Annotated in this window: 13 protein-coding genes; 7 read left to right on the top strand and 6 right to left on the bottom strand. The window is 66.9% G+C overall.

What is annotated here, in order from left to right:
* Positions 1-20: 20 nt before the first annotated feature.
* Positions 21-2,699 carry a bifunctional acetate--CoA ligase family protein/GNAT family N-acetyltransferase gene (locus HUX88_RS17510; protein WP_176362596.1) on the top strand — a complete coding sequence of 893 codons (2,679 nt, stop codon included), beginning with the start codon at positions 21-23 and terminating at the stop codon, positions 2,697-2,699.
* 80 nt (positions 2,700-2,779) lie between these two features.
* On the top strand, positions 2,780-4,138 hold the full coding sequence (gene yegQ, locus HUX88_RS17505; protein WP_176362595.1) for a tRNA 5-hydroxyuridine modification protein YegQ: 1,359 nt from the start codon (positions 2,780-2,782) through the stop codon (positions 4,136-4,138).
* On the opposite strand, the gene HUX88_RS17500 is transcribed toward yegQ, so the two are convergent.
* From HUX88_RS17500 to HUX88_RS17490, 3 genes are all read right to left on the bottom strand, one after another.
* On the bottom strand, positions 4,135-5,658 hold the full coding sequence (locus HUX88_RS17500) for a family 43 glycosylhydrolase (protein ID WP_176362594.1): 1,524 nt from the start codon (positions 5,656-5,658) through the stop codon (positions 4,135-4,137). The two genes, yegQ and HUX88_RS17500, sit on opposite strands and share 4 nt — an antisense overlap.
* Before the next feature lie 224 nt (positions 5,659-5,882).
* Positions 5,883-8,657 (bottom strand): pitrilysin family protein, encoded by a 2,775-nt coding sequence (locus HUX88_RS17495; RefSeq protein WP_176362593.1) that lies wholly within the window; start codon positions 8,655-8,657, stop codon positions 5,883-5,885.
* Between the two features lie 99 nt (positions 8,658-8,756).
* Entirely contained in the window at positions 8,757-10,415 is a 1,659-nt protein-coding gene (locus HUX88_RS17490; RefSeq protein WP_176362592.1) for a M28 family metallopeptidase, read from the bottom strand.
* Between the two features lie 181 nt (positions 10,416-10,596).
* Between HUX88_RS17490 and HUX88_RS17485 the strand changes: the two genes are divergently transcribed.
* Positions 10,597-11,484, top strand: a complete 888-nt coding sequence (locus tag HUX88_RS17485) for a DUF2167 domain-containing protein (protein ID WP_176362591.1) — start codon at positions 10,597-10,599, stop codon at positions 11,482-11,484.
* A 4-nt stretch (positions 11,485-11,488) separates the two neighbouring features.
* On the opposite strand, the gene HUX88_RS17480 is transcribed toward HUX88_RS17485, so the two are convergent.
* The gene (locus HUX88_RS17480; RefSeq protein WP_176362590.1) at positions 11,489-12,889 is read right to left on the bottom strand and encodes a GntP family permease; all 1,401 of its coding nucleotides are present in this window, start codon (positions 12,887-12,889) and stop codon (positions 11,489-11,491) included.
* A 546-nt stretch (positions 12,890-13,435) separates the two neighbouring features.
* Here HUX88_RS17480 and HUX88_RS17475 point away from each other — a divergent pair.
* The 4 genes from HUX88_RS17475 (at position 13,436) to HUX88_RS17460 (ending at position 16,956) form a co-directional block, all read left to right on the top strand.
* A complete protein-coding gene (locus tag HUX88_RS17475; RefSeq protein ID WP_147330563.1) occupies positions 13,436-14,095 on the top strand; it encodes a hypothetical protein in 660 nt (219 codons plus the stop codon).
* Between the two features lie 154 nt (positions 14,096-14,249).
* Positions 14,250-15,458 carry a TIGR04552 family protein gene (locus HUX88_RS17470; protein ID WP_176362589.1) on the top strand — a complete coding sequence of 403 codons (1,209 nt, stop codon included), beginning with the start codon at positions 14,250-14,252 and terminating at the stop codon, positions 15,456-15,458.
* 71 nt (positions 15,459-15,529) lie between these two features.
* On the top strand, positions 15,530-16,540 hold the full coding sequence (locus HUX88_RS17465) for a hypothetical protein (protein ID WP_176362588.1): 1,011 nt from the start codon (positions 15,530-15,532) through the stop codon (positions 16,538-16,540).
* Positions 16,541-16,569: 29 nt separating this feature from the next.
* Positions 16,570-16,956 (top strand): hypothetical protein, encoded by a 387-nt coding sequence (locus HUX88_RS17460; RefSeq protein ID WP_176362587.1) that lies wholly within the window; start codon positions 16,570-16,572, stop codon positions 16,954-16,956.
* Here the strand turns inward: HUX88_RS17460 and pepN are convergent.
* A complete protein-coding gene (pepN, locus tag HUX88_RS17455) occupies positions 16,949-19,594 on the bottom strand; it encodes an aminopeptidase N (protein ID WP_176362586.1) in 2,646 nt (881 codons plus the stop codon). The two genes, HUX88_RS17460 and pepN, sit on opposite strands and share 8 nt — an antisense overlap.
* Positions 19,595-19,658: 64 nt before the next feature.
* Entirely contained in the window at positions 19,659-21,716 is a 2,058-nt protein-coding gene (locus HUX88_RS17450; RefSeq protein WP_176362585.1) for a S9 family peptidase, read from the bottom strand.
* Between the last annotated feature and the right edge of the window lie 4 nt (positions 21,717-21,720).

Below are 21,720 nucleotides of genomic sequence, written 5' to 3'. Positions count from 1 at the left end.
CCTCTCACGATCGCACCGCCATGGAAACCCACTACCTCACGCCGCTGTTCTCGCCCAAGTCCATCGTGGTCTTCGCCGGCCAGGCCGACCAGCCCGACAGCCAGACCTGCTACGGCCGCGGCATCCGCGCCCAGCTCGAGCAAGGCGGCTTCACCGGGCCGGTGACCTACCTCGACGTCGGCATGAGCGGCACGCTGGCCGACCTGGCCCAGTCGCGCGCCGACCTGGCGGTGATCGCCCTGCCCAACGACGAGCTGAGCTTCGCGCTGGAGGTGGCCGGCCGCATCCAGTGCCGCGCCGCGCTGATCCTGTCGAGCGGCGTCGATGGCACGCTGGCCGGCGAGCTGCACGAGATCGCCCGCAAGCACGGCATCCACCTGCTGGGACCGAACTGCCTGGGCTACCAGCGCCCGCGCCTGAACATCAACGCCAGCGTGGCCGGCCAGCTGGCGCAGCCGGGCAGCCTGGCGCTGATCTCGCAGTCGGGCGCGCTGACCTCGGCCATCCTCGACTGGGGCAGCCAGAACGCGGTGGGCTTTTCCACCGTGGTCTCGCTGGGCGCCAACACCGCGGTCGACCTGGCGCAGACGCTGGACTTCCTGGCCACCGATCCGGCCACGCAAAGCATCGTCATCTACATGGAGGGCCTGACCGACGCCCGCCGCTTCCTGTCGGCGCTGCGCGGCGCAGCCAACACCAAGCCGGTGGTGGTGCTCAAGGCCGGCAAGGCCTCGGCCGCCTCGCAGGCCGCGCTGACCCACTCCGGCGCCATCGTCGCCAGCGACATGGTGTTCGACGCCGCGCTGCGCCGCACCGGCGCGGTGCGGGTGAAGACCTTCGTCCAGCTGTTCTCGGCCGCCAAGTGCCTGGCCTCGCGCTACCGCCCGGTCGGGCCGCGCCTGGCCGTGGTCACCAACGGCGGCGGGCCCGGCGTGCTGGCGGCCGACTGGATCGCCGAGCTGGGCCTGCAACTGGCGCGGCTGTCCGAGGCCGGCGCGCAGGCGCTGGCGCCCAAGCTGCCGCCGCACGCCACGCTGACCAACCTGCTCGACCTGACCGAGGAGGCCGGCGCCGACGCCTTCACCGAGGCGGTGCAGGCCTGCGCCCACGACAGCCAGGTGGACGGCATCCTGGTGATCTATTCGCCCAAGCTGGGCAGCGATCCGGCGGCGGTGGCGCGCGCGGTCAGCGCGCTCAACGCCGGCCTCGGCAAGCCGCTCTTGACCTGCTGGATGGGCGACCGCCAGGTGGCCGAGGCGCGCCGGCTGATCAACGCGGCCGGCGTGGCCACCTTCCGCACGCCGGAGGCGGCGGTGGACGGCTTCTCCAACATCGCCTCGTTCTACCAGAACCAGCAGCTGCTGCACCAGACCCCGCCGCCGCTGTCGCAGCTGGCCCAGCCCGACCTGGACGGCGCCCGCCTGCTGATCGAGGGCGTGCTGGCCGAGCGCCGCAAGGTGCTCACCGAAATGGAATCGAAGGCGCTGCTGGCGGCGTTCCACATCCCGATCACGCAGACCATCCTGGCGCGCAGCGCGGCCGAGGCCATGATGGTGGCCAGCCAGCTGGGCTACCCGGTGGCGCTGAAGATCGATTCGCCCGACATCGCCCACAAGTCCGACGTGCAGGGCGTGGTGCTCAACCTGCTCAACGCGGCGGCCGTGCGCGACGCCTACGGCGACATGATGGCCACCGTGCGCCGCCTGCTGCCGGAGGCGCGCATCAACGGCGTGACGGTGCAGCGCATGGCCGGCAAGCGCAACGGGCGCGAGCTGTACATCGGCGTGGTCACCGACCGTCTGTTCGGGCCGGCGATCAGCTTCGGCGCCGGCGGCACCATGATCGAGCTGATCGACGACCGCGCGGTCGAGCTGCCGCCGCTCAACCTGTTCCTGGCGCAGCGCCTGATGGGCCGGGTGCGCGCGGCCAACACGCTGGGCGAGTGGCGCGGCGCGCCGCCGGTGCAGCGCGAGGCCATCGAGCAGATGCTGCTGCGGGTGTCGGAGATGGTGTGCGAGCTGCCGCAGCTGCGCGAGATGGACATCAACCCGCTGATCGTCGACGAGCACGGCGCGCTGGCGGTGGACGCGCGCATCGTCATCGACGCCGCGCCGCCGTCGGCGCACGGCTACGACCATCTGGCCATCCTGCCCTACCCGTCCAGCTACACGCAGGAGTGGCCGATGCGCGGCGGCGGCCAGTACACGCTGCGCCCGGTGCAGCCGGACGACGCCTCGATGCTGCAGGAGCTGGTGCGCGGGCTGTCGGAGAAGTCGCGCTACTACCGCTTCGCCTCGTCGCTGCGCGAGCTGTCGGTGCAGATGCTGGCGCGCTACACGCTGATCGACTACGACCGCGAGATGGCGCTGGTGGCGGTGCTGACCCAGCGCGCGCCGGGGCCGGACGGCGACTTCGTCGAGACCGACAGCATCATCGGCGTGTCGCGCTACATCGCCAACCCGGACCACAGCAGCTGCGAATTCTCGTTGCTGGTGGACGACCGCTACAGCGGCCAGGGCCTGGGCACGCGGCTGATGCTGGGCATCATGGACGTGGCGCGCGACAAGGGCCTGAGCGAGATCGACGGCCTGGTGCTGTGCAAGAACAGCGGCATGCTCAAGCTGATGGCCAGCCTGGGCTTCCAGATCCGTCCGTACGACGAGGATCCGGACTTCAAGCTGTGCAGCAAATCGCTGTAGACGGATCCGGGAAATTTTGATCCAGGTCAAGGAAATTTGACGGCGGGGGCCATAGACTGCCTGACTTTTGCCCATCCGTCATGCTCCACGCCCCCGAACTCCTCCTCCCCGCCGGCTCGCTGGCCAAGATGCACGCCGCCTTCGATTTCGGCGCCGATGCCGTCTACGCCGGCCAGCCGCGCTACAGCCTGCGCGTGCGCAACAACGACTTCTCCACGCTGCAGGCGCTGCAGGAGGGCATCGACGGCGCGCACGCGCGCGGCAAGCAATTCTTCGTCGCCTCCAACATCTTCGCCCACAACGCCAAGCTCAAGACCTACCTGCGCGACATGGCGCCGGTGATCGCCATGAAGCCGGACGCGCTGATCATGGCCGACCCCGGCCTGATCATGATGGTGCGCGACGAATGGCCGGACGTGCCGATCCACCTGTCGGTGCAGGCCAACGCCGTCAACTGGGCCGACGTCAAGTTCTGGCACCGCATGGGCCTGACGCGGGTGATCCTGTCGCGCGAACTGTCGCTCGACGAGATCGAGGAAATCCGCCAGCGCTGCCCGGAGATGGAGCTGGAAGTGTTTGTGCACGGCGCGCTGTGCATCGCCTACTCGGGCCGCTGCCTGCTGTCGGGCTACTTCAACCACCGCGATCCCAACCAGGGCACCTGCACCAATTCCTGCCGCTGGGACTACAAGGTGCAGCCGGCCTTTGAAGACGCCAGCGGCGACCTCGGGCCGACGAAAGTCATCCCGCTGCAGTTCCAGCAGGCGCTGGAGGAAGCCAACCGGCCGTGGTCGACGCTGCACCAGCAGCCGCGCCATCCGCTGGCCGACCAGCCCTACCTGATCGAGGAGGCCGAGCGGCCGGGCCAGCTGATGCCCATCATCGAGGACGAGCACGGCACCTACATCATGAACTCCAAGGACTTGCGCGCGGTCGAGCACATCGAGCGGCTGGTCAAGATCGGCGTCACCTCGCTCAAGGTCGAGGGCCGCACCAAGTCGCTGTACTACGCGGCGCGCACGGCGCAGGTGTACCGCCAGGCCATCGACGACGCGGTGGCCGGGCGGCCGTTCGACATCGGCCTGCTGGGCCAGCTGCAGGGCCTGGCCAACCGCGGCTACACCGACGGCTTCTACCAGCGCCACCACACGCAGGCGCACCAGAACTACATGCGCGGCGCCTCCGAGGCCGAGCGCAGCCAGTACGTCGGCGACGTGCTGGGCGTGCAGGACGGCTGGGCCAGGGTCGAGGTCAAGAACCGCTTCGCGGTGGGCGACCGGATCGAGGTGATCCACCCTAGCGGCAACCGCGACCTGACGCTGACGCGCATGCGCGCCGACGACGGCGCCGACATCACGGTGGCGCCGGGCAGCGGCCACATCGTGCGCATCGAACTGGACCCGTCGCTGGACCGCGCGCTGCTGGCGCGCTACCTCTAGTTCGCCATCACGTACGGCCAGCCGTCGGCGGTGAAGCCGAGCGGGTTGATGCCCAGCGTGGGCCGGCCGTTGTTGTTGCCGTCGTAGTAGTGGTAGACGAAGGTGGGACGGTTGTTGTGGCCGGCGTCGGTGAACACGCTGCCGCCGCCCGGTCCGATGACGTTGCCGTGGGTGCTGAGCAGGATGGTGCCGCCGCCGGCGGTCAGCGCGACGCCGCCACGGTCCACGTACGGCCCGGTCACGCTGGTCGAGCGGCCGACGATGGTGCGGTACGGCGAGGTGCTGCTGCAGCACACGTTGATCGGCGCGAAATAATAGTAGAAGCCGTTGTAGTAGTAGATGAACGGGCCCTCCTCGGCCGACGTCGGCGAGCCCCGCTGGGCCAGCGTGTACACCGTGGTGTTGGTGGTCGACTGCAGGCCAGTGGCGGGATTCAACTGCATCAGATGGGTGCCGTCGGTCCACGAGCCCCAGGCCATCCACCAGTTGCCGCTGGCGTCGGTGAACGGCGCCGGATCGATCGCGTTGTCGGTGGTTTTGGTGAAGCCGGCCGGCGGCGCGTTGGTGCTGCTGGTCCACGACTTGGTGACGAAGCCCTTGTCGGTCCACGGTCCCTGCGGCGCCGAGCTGGTGGCGACGCCGATCACCGCCTCCGCGCCCGAGCTCGGCAGGTAAGGTATCGAGTAGTACTGGTAGTAGGTGCCGTTCGCCAGCAGCAGGCTGGGCGCCCAGATGTCGGTGTTGGCGCCGTTGTTCCATCCCTTGGGCGTCTGCAGGCCGCTCCACGAACTGAAGTCCGGCCCGATCGGCGGGCAGTTCGGCGCGTAGCCGCCCATCTGCGCGGTGGTGCAGCTGGTGTACGGCGTGAAGGTGTTGAGGTCGGTCGAAGTGGCCAGCGTCTGGTGGCTGCCGTACAGCCAGTACTTGCCGCCGGCGTCGCGCAGCATGAACGGATCGTGCACGAAGATGCCGGCGCCGCTCACGGCGCGCGGCGCCGGGTACGGACTGGTCTGCGTGTTCACCAGCTGCCATTCCTGGCAGGTGCAGCCGGTCGAGCCCCACTGGTCGATGGTGGCCGTGTTCAGGTTACTGGCCTGGAACACCTCCAGATACTTGCCGCTGTTGACGTTCTGGATCAGGAAGTTGCCGCTGGCGGCCTGGGTCACGGTCCACAGATGGTCGCTGGTGCCGTTGTCGGCCCACTGCATGACCTGCGCGCCGTCGGCGGTGCCGGCGTTGGCCACGCCCAGCACCTGGTGCGTCAGCATGTTCTCGATGTTGTACTGGCCATTCCCCATCGGCATGAAGTGCCACAGATGGTCGGCGGTGCCGTTGTCGGCCCATTGCACCACCTTGGAGCCGGCGGCCTGGCTGGCGCCGTCGATGCCGAGCACCAGGCCGCTGTTGACGTTCTTGATCTTGTATTGCACGCTGGTGTTCATGGTGATGGCGGCGCGCGCGGAAAAGGCCGGGCCGGCCAGGCAGAGCAGCACGGCCAGGCATGACAGTAGACGCTTCATGGTTGTCTCCATTGCGATTGAGGGTTTTTTTGTTTTGATTCTCATCCCATGCTACGGCGGCGGCGAAAATCCCTCCAATCACATTTTTAACGCGCCCGATATGCGCTTCGGCATCGGCCGGCGGCGGAGCAGGCCGCGGCCTTGCCGCGTGCGAAAAAAAATCCCCGCCGGCCCTGATCGCGCAGGGCCGGCGGGGATGCGCCGGCGCGGAGGCGCCCTGCCGCTTAAGGCAGCGGCTTGCCGTCGGCGTCGATCTTGCGCACCTCGCCCAGGTTCAGCGCGCGCACGCTCGCCTCCACCTTGCCGAGGTCGCCCACCACCAGCCAGGTCAACCGGCCCGGCGTGATGGTGCGCGCCGCCAGCGCGTTGGCCTGCTCCGGCGTCATCGCCAGCACCGTGCCGGTGAAGGTGTTGTAGTAGTCGGCCGGCAGCTTGTATTGCAGGATGGTGCCGTAGGCGCCGGCCAGCTGGCCGGACGTCTCGAACGAACCCGGCAGGCGCAGCGTCTCGTTTTCCTGCGCGCTGCTCAGCTCGGCCGCGGTGATCGGCTTGGCGCCGGCGATGTTGGCGTATTCCTGCACCAGCTCCTGCAAGGCCGCGCCGGTCTTGTCGGTCTGCACCGGCGAGGTGCTCAGGTACAGGCGCTGGCCCACCGCCGGCTGCAGGCCGGCGTACACGCCATACGACCAGTGCTTGTCCTCGCGCAGGTTCATATTGATGCGCGAGCTGAAGGTGCCGCCGAAGATGTTGTTGACCACCTGCAGCGGCACGGCGTCCGGCGCGTTGCGCGGCGGCGCCAGCTGCGCGGCGTAGATCACGCTTTGCAGCGCGCCCGGCTTGTCCATCAGGTAGACCACCGGCTTCTCGGCAGGCGCGACCTGGGCCACGTTCTTCGTCGGCACCGCGCCGGCCTTCCAGCCGCCGAAGGTTTTTTCCAGCAGCGGCGTGATCTCCGCCAGCGTGGTGTCGCCCACCACCAGCAGCGTGGCGTTGTTCGGCTTGAACCAGGTCTGGTGGTACTTGACCAGGTCGTCGCGGCCTATGCGCGCCACCGCCGCCTCGGTGCCGCTGCCGGTCAGCGGCAGGCTGTAGGCGTGGCCCTGACCGTAGATCAGGCTTGGCATCACGCGCAGCGCCATCAATTGCGGATTGGACTTCTCGCGCGCGATCGACGCCAGCTGGTCCTTCTTCATGCGGTCCAGCTCGTTCTGGGCGTAGGCCGGATGCAGCAGCACGTCGGCGTACACCTCCAGCGCCTTGGGCAGCGTGGCCTTGAGCGCGTTGAGCTGGACGAAGGCGCCGTCCAGGTTGCTGCTGGCCGAGTACTCGGCGCCCAGCGCCTCGAACTCCTCGCTGATCTTCAGCGCGCCGCGCGTCGGCGTGCCCTCCTCCAGCATGCGCAGCGACAGGTTGGCCAGGCCGGGCAGGTCCTGCGCGTCGGACGCGTAGCCGGCGTCGATCAGCATCGACAGGTTGACCACCGGCGCGCTGTGGCGCTCGGCCAGCACCACCTTCAGGCCGTTCGACAGCGTGGCGCTCTGCATGGCCGGCAGCTTGAGCGACTCGGGCTGGCCCAGCGCCGGCGGCGCGCTGCGGTCCAGCTTGGCGGTGGCGGACAGGCCGGTCGGGTACGGCTGCACGTCCAGCACGTAGTCGCCGTCGGCCAGCCAGGCGTTCATGGCCTGCCTGACTTCAGCCGGCGTGGCGGCCTTGACCGCCTTCAGGTAATCCTTGTAGCAGTCCGGCTGGCCGGTGTAGGTGGCGCAGGTGGCCAGCATGTCGCTCTTGCCGCCGAAGCCGCCGACGCGCTCGACGATGCGGGTGAAGTCGGCCAGGATGGCGGTCTTGGCCAGCTCCAGCTCGGTGGCGGTGGGGCCGGACTTCATCAGCGCGCGCAGCTCCTCGTCGGCGGCCTGTTCCAGCTTGTGGCTGTCGGCGCCGGGACGCGCGTTGAGCACCACCGTGAACTGGCCGGCGATCTCCGACGTGTAGTTGCTGGCGCTGGCACTGGTGGCCAGCTGGTCCTTGTACACCAGGCGCTTGTAGAAGCGCGAGGTCTTGCCGCCGCCCAGCACGCGCGCGGCCAGGTCCAGCAGCGGCTCGTTGGCGGTGTTCGAGCCCGGCACGTTCCACACGCGGTAGACGCGCGCCTGCGGCACGCGGTCCTGCACGGTGCCGCGATGGGTACCGGTGCGCTTGGCGATCCACGCCTCCTGCCGCGCCAGCGGCGGGCCGGCCGGGATCTCGCCGTAGTACTTCTCGACCTTCTCGCGCGCCTGCTCCGGCGTGATGTCGCCGGCCAGCACCAGGGTCACGTTGTTCGGGCCGTAGTTGGTCTTGAACCATTCCTGCACGTCGCTCATCGAGGCCGCGTCCAGGTCCTTCATCGAGCCGATCACGGTCCACGAATACGGGTGGCCGGCCGGCCAGGTGTTCTCCGCCAGCAGCTGGCGCGCCACGCCGTAGGGCTGGTTCTCGCCCTGGCGCTTCTCGTTCTGCACCACGCCGCGCTGCAGGTCCAGCTTCTTCTGGTCCAGCACGCCGAGCAGGTGGCCCATGCGGTCGCTCTCGGCGAACAGCGTGTAGTCCAGCATCGAGGTCGGCACGTTCTCGAAATAATTGGTGCGGTCGGTGTTGGTGGTGCCGTTCAGGCTGGTCGCGCCGATGCGCTCCATGGCGTTGATGAAGGTGCCCTCGTTGAAGTGCTCGCTGCCGCTGAACATCAGGTGCTCGAACAGGTGGGCGAAGCCGGTCTTGCCGGGCTTCTCGTTCTTCGAGCCGACGTGGTACCAGGTGTTGACCGCCACCACCGGCGTCTTGTGGTCTTCGTGGACCAGCACGGTGAGGCCGTTCTTCAGCACGAACTTGGTGTACGGGATGTCGGGGATGGCGATATCGGACTTGGCGGACTTGGCCGGCTCGGCGGCGTGCAGCGCGCCGCCGGCGGTGGCCAGCGCGATCGAGGCCGCGAGGATGGTGCGGCGGAAGGACAGGGTCATGCGGATCTCCTTGATGGGGAATGGCAGGCTGCAAAAAAAAGCGCACCGGCTTTATAGCAGGTGCGCAGGTATTCTATTGCCTTTTAATTAAATTGGCGACTATTTGCGGCGCGCCGAGCTGGCGTCGCGGGTGGCGCGGAATTCCGCGTCATGCGCCCAGTTCGGCCAGGCGTTGGAATCGGCCAGGTCGCGGCCCAGGCCATACAACAGGCCGAGGTCGTGCGCCATGCCGGTGAACGGCCAGTTGGCGCTCCACTCGTCCGACGGCTGGTGGTAGTTGTTGGTGTTGTAGTCCTCCTCCGCCTTGCGGCCGGCGGCCAGGCCGCCGTCGATCCAGTCGTCGCCGGAGCCGAACGAGATCGCCGGCACGCCGCGCTTGGCGAACGGGAAGTGGTCGGAGCGGAAGAAGTGGCCCGCCTCGGGCTTCGGATCGGGCGCGTACGCCATGTCCATCTGCCTGGCCTTGGCGATCAGCTGGTCCAGCAGGTCCAGCTTGGCGCTGCCGGAGATCGTGAAGTTGCGCGCCGGGCCGTAGGGGCTGAGCGCGTCCATGTTGATCACGCCGGCCGTCTCGGCCAGCGGATACAGCGGATAGGCCGCGTAGTACTCGGAGCCGAGCAGGCCCTTCTCCTCGGCCGTGACGGCCAGGAACACCACGCTGCGCTGCGGCGCCGGCGCCTTGCCGTAGGCGCGCGCCAGCTCCAGCAGGGCGGCGATGCCGGTGGCGTTGTCGACCGCGCCGTTGTAGATCTTGTCGCCCTTGGCGTCCGGCAGGCCGACGCCCAGGTGGTCCCAGTGCGCGCTGTAGATCACGGTCTGCTCCGGCGCGGTGCTGCCGACCACGCGGCCGGCCACGTTCTTCGACACGATGGTCTGCGCGTCCACCGCGTAGCTGGCGCTCAGGTTGACGCCCTTGAGCTGCACCGGCTTGAAGGCGCGGGTCTGCGCCAGCTTCTTGAGCGCCTCGAAATCCTGGCCGCCGCGCTTGAACAGGTCGACCGCCAGGTCGCGCTGTATCCACGCCTCCATCGGCGCGTGGGCCGACGCCGGCTGCTTGCGCACGATGTCGTACATGACGTTGGTGTTGGAGTTCTTCACCGTGGCCCAGCCGTAGGAGGCCGGCGCGGTCTCGTGCACGATGATGGTGCCCAGCGCGCCGCGGCGCGCCATCTCCTCGTACTTGTAGGTCCAGCGGCCGTAGTAGGTCATGGCCTTGCCGCCGAAGTCGCCGACGCCGGTCTCGAAGTCGGGATCGTTGATCAGCACCACCGCCAGCTTGCCGCGCAGGTCGAAGCCCTTGAAGTCGTCCCACTTGCGCTCGGGCGCGTTGACGCCGTAGCCGACGAACACCAGCGGCGCGTTGCGGAAGTCGACCTGGCGGCTGCCGTTCATGGCGGCGCGCACGGCCATGTCGTCGCCCTGTTTGAGTTCCTGCCGGGTGTTGCCGTCGCTGACCACCAGCTTGACCGGGCCCTTGATCTCGAAACGGCCCAGCGGCACGTCCTGGGTCCAGCTGCGCTGGGTCTTCTGGCCCTTGAGCAGGTCGCCCGCCGGTTGCAGGCCGGCCGCCTTGAACTGCTCGATCAGGTAGGCCACGGTCTTGGTCTCGCCGGCCGTGTTCGGGCCGCGACCTTCGAACTCGTCCGATGCCAGCACCTTGACGTCTTGCGACAAATGCTTGGCGTCGAACTCCGGACCGCTGCCCGCCTGTGCGGTGGCGGCGGCAAGCAGCGAACAAATGAAGAGGGTGTTTTTCAAATCTGTCTCCGTAATTTTTTTAATTGAACAGCGAGGCAATACTGACATGAAATCAACTACGCGGCAATCACGCCGGGGCCTACCGCGCGTCCCGTTTTCGCCAAACGTCGTACTATCGAAAATAATTACCAAATACGCAATACTTTCCTGTAGGATATGGCTTTTCTAGCAAGGAGTGACGATGCGCCGCACGCTGACCGCCCTGTTGTGCCTGATCCTGTGCCCGCCCCTGCTGGCCGGCGCCGCCTCCACGCCGGACGGCCTGCGCGCCATGGCCGGCAAGGTCACGCTGCCGGGCGGCGTCGCCACGCTGGACCTGCCGCCGCAGCTGCGCTACCTGGATCCGGCCGAGGCCCGCAAGGTGCTGGTCGACAGCTGGGGCAATCCGCCGGGGCCGCCGACCCTGGGCATGATCGTGCCGGCCGGCGTCGATCTGCTGGGCGCCGCCGGCTGGGGCGTGATCATCGGATATGAGCAGGACGGCCACGTGCGCGACGACGACACCGGCGCCGACTACGCCGGCCTGCTGGCGCAGATGAAGGAGGCGGTGGCCGACCGCAACACCGCGCGCCGCGAACAGGGCTACGCGGCGATGACGCTGATCGGCTGGGCCGAGCCGCCGCGCTACGACCGCGCCCGGCACCAGCTGTCGTGGGCCAAGGAATTGCACACCGAGGGCAGCAACGAGAACGGCCTGAGCTACAACGTCCGCCTGCTGGGCCGCGAGGGCGCGCTGGTGCTCAACGGCGTGGCCGGCATGAACCAGTTCGAGCAGGTCAAGCGCGGGATCCACCAGGTGGCCGCGGCCGCCGCCTTCACGGCGGGCCGGCGCTACACCGACTTCGACGCCAGGACCGACCGGCTGGCCGCCTACGACCTGGCGACGCTGGCGGCCGGCGGCGGCGCCATCAAGCCGGGCCTGCTCGGCAAGCTGGCCGTGGCGCTGCCGGGGTTCAGTCAACTGCTGCTGATCGCCATGGCCGTGTGCGGCGTCTGGCTGTACAAGGTGCTGGGCCGCCGGCCCGCGCGACCCGAGGCCGCGCAGGCGCAACGCCGGCGCGCCGGCTGAGCCGTCACACCAGGCCGGTCAGGTAGTACACGGCGATCACGAAGAACACCGCCGTGGTCTTGATCAGCGTGATGGCGAAGATCTCCTTGTACGATTCGCGGTGCGTCAGCCCGGTGACCGCCAGCAGCGTGATCACGGCGCCGTTGTGCGGCAGCGTGTCCATGCCGCCGCTGGCCATCGCCACCACCCGGTGCAGCACTTCCAGCGGAATGTTGGCCGCCTGCGCGCCCTTGACGAAGGTGTCGGCCATGGCCGCCAGCGCGATGCTCATGCCGCCCGAGGCCGAGCCGGTGATGCCGGCCAGCGAGCTCACCGACACCGCCGCGTTCACCAGCGGATTGGGCACGCTGCGCAGCGCGTCGCTGACCACCAGGAAGCCCGGCAGCGAAGCGATCACCCCGCCGAAGCCGTACTCCGACGCGGTGTTCATCGCCGCCAGCAGCGCGCCGCCGACCGCCGCCTTGGTGCCCTCGGCGAAGCTGCTGCGGATGCGGCCGAACGCGGTGGCCACCACCAGCAGGATGCCCATCAACAGCGCGCCCTCCACCGCCCAGATGCCGATGACGGTCTTGATCGGCACCGCCACCGGCGCGTGCAGGCCGGGCAGGGCCTCCGTGGTCAGCGCATAGCTCTCGCCGTACCAGCCGGGGATGTGCTTGGTCAGCACGAAGTTGGCCACGCCCACCAGGATCAGCGGCGCCACCGACAGCAGCGGATGCGGCAGGCCGGCGCTGGCGGCGCGCGTGGCCTCCTTGGCGGCGCTGGCGCCGTAGCCCTCGCCGCCGGCCATGGCCGCGCGGCGGCGCCATTCGAGGAAGCTCAGGCCGACCACCAGGATGAACAGCGAACCGATCACGCCCAGCCACGGCGCGGCCCAGCCGGTGGTCTTGAAGAAGGTGGTGGGGATGATGTTCTGGATCTGCGGCGTGCCCGGCAGCGAATCCATGGTGAACGAGAACGCGCCCAGCGCGATCGCGCCCGGCATCAGGCGCTTGGGGATGTTGCTCTGACGGTAGAGCTCGGCAGCGAAGGGGTAGACCGCGAACACCACCACGAACAGCGACACGCCGCCGTAGGTGAGCAAGGCGCACACGGCGACGATGACGGCGTTGGCGCGGGAGCGGCCGATGTACTTGATGGCCGCCACCACGATGGACTCGGAAAAGCCGGACAGCTCGATCAGCTTGCCGAACACGGCGCCCAGCAGGAACACCGGGAAGTACAGCTTGACGAAGCCGACCATCTTCTCCATGAAGATGCCGCTGAACACCGGCGCCACCGCGCCGGGATCGGTCAGCAGGACGGCGCCCAGCGCCGCCACCGGCGCGAACAGGATCACGCTGTAGCCGCGATAGGCGGCCAGCATCAGGAACACGAGTGCGGCAAGAACAATCAGGAAGGACATGCGGACTCCATGGATTCAAATAAGGTCAACTTATTGTATTGATAAATAGCGGTTTGCGTAGCTGTTCTGAAAACTGAAAACTCGAAACGAACGAGTATTGAATAAATTGACAGAACTCAACTAATATTGAAAATCAGAATTTTTAACATCCACTTCGCCTACACTTAAAACCATAATTCGAAAAGAAGCGCGCAGTCCCAGCTGCGCGTACCCATGAATTCCTAACCCATGTTATGGGATGCCTCCGCCGGGCCTCGGCGGTGTTTTTATACGAAGGGAGAATTATCATGGTTGAGTCAATCGTAGGTGCAGCAGTGCCTGTCCTTTCAAATTTTCTGATGAGCTTTCTCGAGTTTCTGGTGGCGGTCGTGAGGTTCATTAGCTCTCTATAAGGGCTAGATGGCTGATCCGTAAGTAATTTATGCCCCCAGAAAATCTGGGGGCATAAACCGATCAACCTTGAATGCGGACATTTCCAAAATGAACTCTGCTGAAAAGTACATGCCACGGTCATTAATCATTTGTTCCGTATTTTGGGGAGGCATAATGTCCACATCCACGGTCCAAAGCGCAGTTGCGCGAGCCCAAGACCCAATGAAATCTTGGGAATTGCTGCAGACTCAACTGCACAGAAATGTTGGTCTGGCGGCCGCCGAAATCTCCTCTTCATTTGAAGTCCTTGGGGACAAGGTCCCTCAAACGGGACAATACACGACGCGTGTTCGACAATGGAATAAAAATGGGGAGGCATCGCGGCAGCTGGACGGCGACGACGAAGCGAGCCGGCGCGCTTATAAAATGGCGGCTCTGGACCTGTCGCTGGCCACACGTTTTGCGGATAAGCCGGAGGAACTATTTCAAACGCCCGATTCCATCGTTTCGTTGGGGGAAACAATGGAGGAAGGCAGGGTGCTAAGCGTTTACCAGGTCCACGCCCGCTTTATCAACGGCAAGTTCCCGATCACAGCGAACATATGGTTCGATTCGGCGAATGGAACGGTGGCCAAGGTAGAAGGCACTGCAGAAAAAATCAATCTTCCCGGTATGAAAACCGTAAACTTCTCTCTGGTCTATCACACCGATAGCGAGGGACGATGTTTGCCCGCGATCTTAAAGGTGGATTACACGATATCGATCTTTTTCCAATCCGGGAAGATCACGTTTGTACAAAACTTCCATGACTGGGTTCAACGTCAACCGCAATAACAGTTAGGGAGCGCAACAGCTCCCGTTCCTCGTTACTTACCGAATGTGGACCTTAATCCCCAAGGATTTTGCCAACCAAGCGGTGCGGCGGTGCAGCATTGACGCTGGGCAAATGGGCTGCGATACTGAATCATCACAGCCTGTGACTGATGCCATGTCCGAACTCAAAGCCTCGCTCAAGAGCGGGGGCAAGTTCTCGCTCAACTGGAGCTATCTCAACGCGATCGCCAACGGCGTGTCGGCGATCGACTTGGGCGCGCTGGCCTTGCGCAACCTGCACGACGCCCGGCAGTTCGTGCGCGAATACGGCTTCGACCTGGACCAGCCCGCCACAGCGGGGTTGATACGCCGCGCCCACCGCGAGGCGGTCGACTTCATCCTGCACAGCTTCCTGGCGCCGGAACAGGCCGCGCTGATCCCGCACGAGGTCGCCCATCCCGACGACCCCTTGCAGTTGCTGGTGTACGCCTCGCTGCGCGGCCAGCACGTGGACGTGCGGCGCATGTGGTCGTGCGCGGTGCTCAAGGTGATGCACGGGATTTTTTACATCGACAACAACCTCAAGCTGCGCCACTTCCACGCCATCCGCGCCCAGGTGTTCGGCACGCTCGACGAGGTGATCCGCCACGACGGCGAGCGCCACTACCTGACCGACGGCGAAGTGTGCCTGCCGATGCTGCACTACGACCGCAAGGACAACAAGGGCCGCAACAGCATCCTGCTCAAGCTGCTGCAGAAGGCCGCCTACCTGGCGGCCGACATCTTCGACCACCTCGGCGTGCGGCTGGTGTTCGCCACCCGCTTCGAATGCCTGCTGGCGCTGCGCACGCTGCAGCGCGCGCACCTGCTGTCGATCACCAACGTCGACGCCGAACGCACCCGCAACACGCTGCTGGACCTGGAGGCGGCCAAGCAGATCTTCACCAAGTACCGCGCCCGGCTGGAGCACAGCGACGAGTACCCGGCCGCGCTGCTGCAAACCATGGACGCCGAGCTGGCCGAGCTGGCGCAGCCGCAAACGCGCTGCGACAATCCGCACAGCGGCAGCGGCTTCAACAGCATCCAGGTGACGGTGCGCAAGATGATCCACGTGCAGCAGCTCGACGCCGGACCGGAGCAGGACTACGACGTCGGCTTCTTCTTCGAATACGAGATCCAGCTGATGGACGAGGCCAGCTACCAGCGCAGCCTGACCGGCCCGGCCAGCCACGACGCCTACAAGAAACGCCAGCTCGACACCGCCCGCACCCGCGTGTTCGGCCGCGAGCTGCTGCGCTGGATCGAACAGCAGAAGATCAGCCAGCCGTCCACGGAGCGGCCCGCCGCCACACGCGTGGATGCGGCGCCGGTGACAGGCCGCTGAACCGTCAACCAGCGGTGCGCCGCCGTGGCGTGCAAGCCTCTACCATTAGGTTTTAGCCGGAAGGAACGGCGATGCGCAATCGAGTCCACGTCTGGCTGCTGGCTGCGGCGCTGGCCGGCGCCGCGCATGCCCAGCAAGCCGAACCGCCGCGCGTGACGGTCACGGCCACGCGCGACCCGGTCGACAAGTCCTACCGCAAGATGATCGCCGGCATGCAGCGCTTCGACCGCGACCACGCGCTGGCGCCGCAAGCCACGCTGCGCTTCGAACTGCTGCCGCGCCTGCCCACCACGCGGCTCGACGGCATCACGCTGCGCGTGGTTGGCGACACGCTGTCGCTGCCGGTCGCGGTGGCGCCCGACCACACCTTCACGCTGCCGCTCAACGACCAGGCGCTGAAGGAGGACGCGGCCCTCATCGCCAGCAGCAAGACCAGCACGCTGACCTGGCGCGCGCAGGTGCGCAGTCCCGGCGTGCCGGCCAATATGCGGCGGCTGGGCGATCTGCGGCTGGAGTGTTTGGTCGGCATGCAGGCCGGCCTGGTGTCGAACAATGCGCGGATGTTTGCCTGGCTGGGCGAGCTGTTCGCCGACCCCGACCGGGTCTGCTCCTCGCCGCAAGGCAACTACCTGTTCTTCAGCGAACGGCCGCTGTTCGCCGTCACGCTGCACGACGGCGCGCGCAGCGAGACGCTGCCGTTCGACATGCTGTTCGCCGACGGCACGCAGACGCCGGCCACGCTGCCCTTCTGCGATTGCCAGGTGCTGCTGGACCGCAGCTTCTACGCGCCGCTGTGGGACCGCAACTGGTCCGACGACACGCTGCTGGAATTGAGTTATCAGGACGATCCGCCAGTCGCGGCCGACATCGCCGTGGCCGACGACCACCGCAGCATGCAGCATATGCAGGCGGCGCTCGGCGAGGCCAGCGTGGTCCGTTTCGACAGCGGCTACCAAGAGTGGCGCTACCGCTATCCGTCGTTGCGGCGCACCGCCGACGGCCAGCCGCATTATGCCGATTTCGTCATCCTGTTCGGCCCGGACGGCATGGCGCGCAAGGCACGCCTCGGAGAACGCTTGTAAAACATGGGGAACAGGCACATGATGTGGCGATGAAAACCTCTCTCCTCCCCCTGCGCCTGGCCGCCGTCGGCGCGCTGATGCTGATCGCCGCCGCCTGCCAAAGCGCGCCGCCCGCCAACACGAACGCGGCGTCGCTGTGGCAAAAAATCGAAGCCCAGAACGCCGACACCGGCTGCGACCGCGACAGCCAATGCCACACCATCGCCGTCGGCGCCAAGGCTTGCGGCGGGCCGGAGCGCTACATCGCGTGGTCGGACCGCGCGCAGGATGGCGCCAGGCTCAAGCAGCTGGTGGCGCAGCACGCCGCCGCCCGCGTCGAGGAGGACAAGCGCGGCCATGTGCTGTCGAACTGCATGATGGCAGTGGATGCCGGCGCAGTCTGCCGCGCCGGCCACTGCGTGCAGAACACTAATTGAGGGGCATCGCCTTCTTGATGGCCACGCAACGCTCGTCTTCCTGATGCGTCACCAGCAGCGCGCGCCGGGTGCCGGCCGACAAGTCCTTCAACTTGCCGATCGCCCCCTGCAAGCGCTGCACGCTGGCCGGCGTGCAATTGGCCGGAATCATCGTGTTGGCATACGCGCGCATGAACACCGGACCGGCCGCCTTGTCGACCTGCCCCAGCTGCGCCAGGCGTTGCGCCGCGCTCAACTCGCTCAACGCCCCCTGCTCCGGCGCATACAAACTCTCCATCGCCCGGCGCACCTTCGAGAACGGCAGCTTGGTTTGCAGGTCGGCGATATTGGCCAGCCATTCGGCCTTGACCTTGGCATCCGGCTGCACCACGGCGGCCGACAGCGCGGCGGCCTGGCCGCTGTCGGACGGATCGCGCGCCTGTTCGGCCGCCAGCAAGGCCGCCGCGCCCGGATAGGCGTAGCGGTTCAGGCGGTTGACGATATCCCAGCGCACGTCCTGGCTGACGTTCAGCCCCGGCACCACCAGCTTGCCGGCCAGGATATCGGCCAGCTGCGCCAGCGCGGCCGGGCTGCTGGCCACGTCCAGGTAGGTCGCGAACCAGCGGCGCTGGAAGTTCTTGTCGCCACTGGCGGCGTTGGCGGCGGCGAAGGCCATTTGCTCCAGCTGCACCGTCATCTGCGCCGTGTAGGCCGCGGCCGACGGCCCCATCTTGTCCAGGTAAGCCTTGGACGCGCGGATCTTGCCGGTGATGTCGCCCAGCAGCGTGTAATCCTTCTCGCCCGGCGCGTTGGCCAGCGCGGCTTTCAGGAACTCGTTGAGCGGCAGCTTGGCGGCGCGCACGCCGTCCCACAGGCTTTGCCACAGCATCGAGCGCAGCAGCGGATCGTCCACCTTGCCCAGGCTGGACTGCGCGGTGGCGAAGGATTTTTTATCCAGCTGCACCTGCGCATAGCCCCAGTCCTGATAGTTCGGATAGACCAGGTCCGGACAAGCCGCGCCCTTCAGTTCCGGCACGGCGGTCACCGCGCCCTGGTAGGTGACGGCCACGTTCTTGCTCAGCGCCAGTCCATCCGCGCCCAGGTTGAACAGGCCGATCTGCACACGCTGTTCGCGCAGCGTCGGCATCGCCTTGCTTGGCGCGCTCTGGTGCAGCTTGAAGCTGCTGATCTTGCCGGCGGCGCAGCTGTATTCCGCCGCGATGGTGTTCACGCCCGGCTCGTACAACCACTGCTTGGTCCAGCCGCCCAGGTCGCGGTGCGCGGCCTCGCCCAGGCTGCCGATGAAGTCGTCCAGCTTCGCGTTTTGGTACGAGTACTTGACCAGGTAGTTGTGCACGCCCTGGCGGAACACTTCCTCGCCCAGCAGGTGGCGCAGCTGCTTCAGGGTCGACGCGCCCTTGGAATAGGTGATGGCGTCGATGTTGTCGAAGGCGTTGGCGGTGGACGGCACCGGCGTCTCGATCGCGTGCGTGGTCACGCGCTGGTCCTGCACGTAGGCGCCCTGCTTGGCGCCCGAGTAGAAGCCCTGCCAAGCGTTGGTGAACTCGGTCGACTCGGCGGTCGCCAGCGTGCCCATGAAGGAGGCGAAGCTCTCGTTGAGCCACAGGCCGTTCCACCACTTCATCGTCACCAGGTCGCCGAACCACTGGTGCGCCATCTCGTGCATGATGACGCCGGCCAGGTTCTGCTTCTGCGCCGCAGTCATCTCGTCCTGGTGCAGGAAGCGGCCCTCGGCGAAGGTGATCGCCGCCGCGTTTTCCATCGCGCCGTACAGGAAGTCCGGCACCAGCAGCTGGTCGTATTTCTCGAACTGGTAGGGCACGCCGAAGTAGCGGTCGAAGAAGGCCAGGCCGCGGCGCGTGTAGTTGAACCAGTCCTGCGGCGACACCTGCGCGGCCACCGACTGGCGCGCGAACAGGCGCTGCGGATACGGGCCGCTGTGGTCTTCCCACACCTTGTACGGGCCGGCGTGCATGGCGAAGTTGTACGAGCTCAGCTTCTTGGTGCGCGGGAAGGTCCAGCGCTTGGTGTTGCCGATGTCCTGGATGCCGGTCTCGCGCTTGGTGGACGACACCACCCAGTCCGCCGGTGCGGTGACGGTGATCTCATACGTGCCCTTCAGGTCGGGCTGGTCGAACACCGGGAACATCTGGTGCGCGGCGGCCGGCTCGAAGTGCGAGTAGGTGTAGACGCGGTGGTCGACCGGGTCGACCATGCGGTGCAGGCCCTCGCCGTTGGTGCTGTGCAGGCGCGTGTAGCTGACGGTGACGCTGTTGCGTCCGGCCTTCAGGTCGGCCGGGGCGATGGTGATGAACCACTGGTTGTACTGCGGCGCGACTTCCTTGCCGTTGACGGTCAGGCTGACGATGTTGGCCTTGTCGAGGTCGATGGTCAGCGGTGCGCTGGCGTCGCTCAGGTCGAAGGCCAGCGTGGTGGTGCCGGAGAAGGTCTCCTTGCCGGTCAGCGTGAAGTCCAGCGTGTAGTCGACGTTGGACACGCGCGCCGAACGGGCGGCGGCGTCGGCTTGCGACAGGAAGGCGTTTTCCGCGCGCGGCGCGGCGGCGTTGGCGGCGGGGGCGGCGGCCTGCGCGGCGCCATAGGCCAGCGCGACGGCGGCCACGATCATGGATTTTTTCATGGATATTCCTTGAATGCGGCAACGCCCGCAAGGGCTGCGGGCGTTGCGTTGTTAAACTGGTTGATTATTTCTTCAGGTAGGTGTCGAGCCAGTCGATCACCGTGTGGTGCCACAGCACCGAGTTGGCCGGCTTCAGCACCCAGTGGTTCTCGTCCGGGAACATCAAGAGCTTGCTCGGGATGCCGCGCCGCTGCAGCGCGGTGAAGGTGCCCAGGCCCTGCGTGGTCGGGATGCGGAAGTCCAGGTCGCCCTGCACCACCAGCATCGGCGTCTTCCAGTTCTTCACCTTCAGCGCCGGGTTGAACTTCTCGTGCAGTTCCGGCACGTCGTAGTAGGCGCCGCCGTTTTCCCATTCGGTGAACCAGATCTCCTCGGTGGCGTAGGCCATGCCGCGCGTGTCGAACACGCCGTCATGGTTGACGATGCACTTGAAGCCGTCCGGCCAGCTGCCTTCGATCCAGTTCATCATGTAACCGCCGTAGGACGCGCCCAGCGCGCAGCTGCGCTCGCGGTCCAGCCACGGGAACTTCTGCACCGCGGCCGCCAGGCCTTTTTGCAGGTCTTCCAGCGGCTTGCCGCCCCAGTCGCCGCTGATCGAATCGGTGAACTTCTGGCCGTAGCCGGTCGAGCCGTGGAAGTCGATGAACACGGTGGCGTAGCCGGCGCCGGCGTACACCTGCGGATTCCAGCGGTAGCTCCACGAGTTGCCGAAGCTGCCCTGCGGACCGCCGTGCACCAGGAAGGCGATCGGATATTTCACGCCGGGCTGGGCGTTCCATGGCTTCATCACGTGGCCGTAGACGGTCTCGCCGTTGGCGCCGGTGAAGGAGAACTGCTCGTACTCGCCGAACTTGACGTCGGCCAGCGCCTGCGCGTTGAGCGTGGTCAGCTGCTGCGCCTTGTCGGCCGTGCCGCCCAGCTTGAACTTGAACAGCTGCGCGCCCGAGGCCAGGTTGGCCTGCGCCATGACCACGGTGTCGTGCGCGACGTCGAAGCCGCTGACGTAGCCGTTGCCGGTCAGCGGCGCCACCTTGCCGCTGGCGGCGTCGATGGCGAACAGGCGGTGCTGGCCGATGTCGTCGGCGGTGGCCAGCAGGGTCTTGCCGTCCGGGGTCCAGCGATAGTCGGCGATCGAGCGGTCCCAGTGGTCGGCCACGGTGCGCTTCTTGCCGGTGGCGACGTCCATCAGCACCAGGTGGAAGCGGTCGGCCTCGAAGGTGGGCTTGTCCATCGCCAGGTAGGCCAGCGTCTTGCCGTCGGGCGAGTAGATCGCCTTGGTGTCCCAGGCCTGGTTGTCGGCGGTCAGGTTCCTGGCCGCGCCGCCCTCGGCCGGCACGGTGTAGACGTCGAAGTTGGTCGACCACGCCTCGGTCTTGCCGGCGATGCGGGCCGAGAACACCACGGTCTTGCCGTCCGGGCTGAAGTGGTACTCGTCATGGTCGCCGAACGGCTTGGACGGCACGTCGCCGTCGAGCATGCCGGACAGGCTGACCGGCTGCGCGCTGACCTTGCCGGTCGCGTCGATCGGCGCCGCGTACAGCACATTGGTGCGACCGTCGGCCCAGGTGTCCCAATGGCGCACGAACAGCTTGTCGTAGACCTTGCCGCTGGCCTTGACCTTGCCCTGCGCGTCCAGGCGGGCCTTGCTGCACGCCAGGTCGGCGCAGTCGCGGAACACGGCCAGGCTCAGCGCCAGGCGGTCGCCCTGCGGCGACAGGCGGAAGTTCTCCACGTCCAGCGGCAGGTCGGTCACGCGCGCCGCCTCGCCGCCGGCCAGCGGCAGGCGCCACACCTGCTGCGAGCCGGAGCGGGCCGACAGGAAGTACACGGCGTCGCCGGCCGGCGACCATTCTGGATCGCTGCTGCTGGCGTCGGCCTGGGTCAGGCGCACCGGCGCGGCCTTGGGCGCGCGCAGGTCCAGCATCCACAGTTGGGTGTTGCCGCGGTTCTTGTCCATGTTGGTGGAACGGACCGTGTAGACGATGCGGGAAGCGTCCGGCGACAGCACCGGGCTGCCTGCGCGCTCCATCTTGACCATGTCCTCAACGGTGAAACCGCGCGGCGCGGCGGTGGCGCTGGAGGCCGCGACAGCGGTTCCCAGCAGCAGCAGTGATAATCTCATTCGG

The organism is Duganella sp. BJB1802 (assembly GCF_013369445.1).
GTDB classification, from domain to species: Bacteria; Pseudomonadota; Gammaproteobacteria; order Burkholderiales; family Burkholderiaceae_D; genus Rugamonas; species Rugamonas vulcania_A.
This window is presented reverse-complemented; position numbering and strand designations above follow the sequence as displayed.